Below are 809 nucleotides of genomic sequence, written 5' to 3' on the forward strand. Positions count from 1 at the left end.
TGACGTGGTTCACTTTCGGTTTACACTTTTTGCGGGTTAGTTAAATAATTACAATTTAAATCTCATCCTACTTTTTGGTAATACAAGGCTTCAAAAGCTACTGGATTTAGATAATCCAGGCCAGAATGTAACCTTCGGATATTATAATACCCATCAATGTACTCGAACAAAATACTTCTGAGCTTTTCAAGACTTTCATAGCCCCCTTTGGGCATGTCGAGTTCAGCCTTGAGTCGACTCCAAAGAGACTCTGCATTTGCGTTGTCATAGGGGTCATCAGCTCGTGACATACTCTGTTTCAACGTGAATGTCACTACAAGTTTCTTCATCTTATTGGACAGATATTGACCTCCCCGATCAGAATGAACAATTAGTCCTGACTTAACTCTGCGCTTTAAAAGGGCTCTTTCTAATGGCTCTCGTACCAGATTTTCTTCCATATTGTCAGCCAATTGCCAGCCAACTATCTGCCTTGAGTACAAGTCCATCCAGGTGGCTAAATATGTCCATTTTCCGTCTTTTAAAGGCATATACGTGATATCCGAAACCCATACCTGATTGGGTCGATCCGGCTTTGGTTGATTAAGTAACAAGTTATCACTTACTCTTTTCCCATGCTTACTATCGGTCGTCCGCGGAACGAACTTTCTCGGCTGTATGGCTCTCAATCCCTCTTTGCGCATAATCTCAGCCACTTTCTGACGGCTGATTTTTGTACCATTTTGATTTAAGGATGCCTTGATTCTCCGGCTGCCATAGCGTTTCATATTTCTGATAAACTCGATCCGAATCTCATGTTTGGGACGATT

General features: G+C 41.8%; 1 protein-coding gene. It reads right to left on the reverse strand.

The genetic code is table 11. From position 1 onward, the window contains the following. Positions 1-62: 62 nt before the first annotated feature. Positions 63-809, reverse strand: a 747-nt coding sequence (locus RB622_RS30180; protein ID WP_308050566.1) for an IS3 family transposase, incomplete at its 5' end; no start/stop codon positions are given.

The organism is Dyadobacter sp. LHD-138, assembly GCF_030929615.1.
Taxonomy (GTDB): domain Bacteria; phylum Bacteroidota; class Bacteroidia; order Cytophagales; family Spirosomataceae; genus Dyadobacter.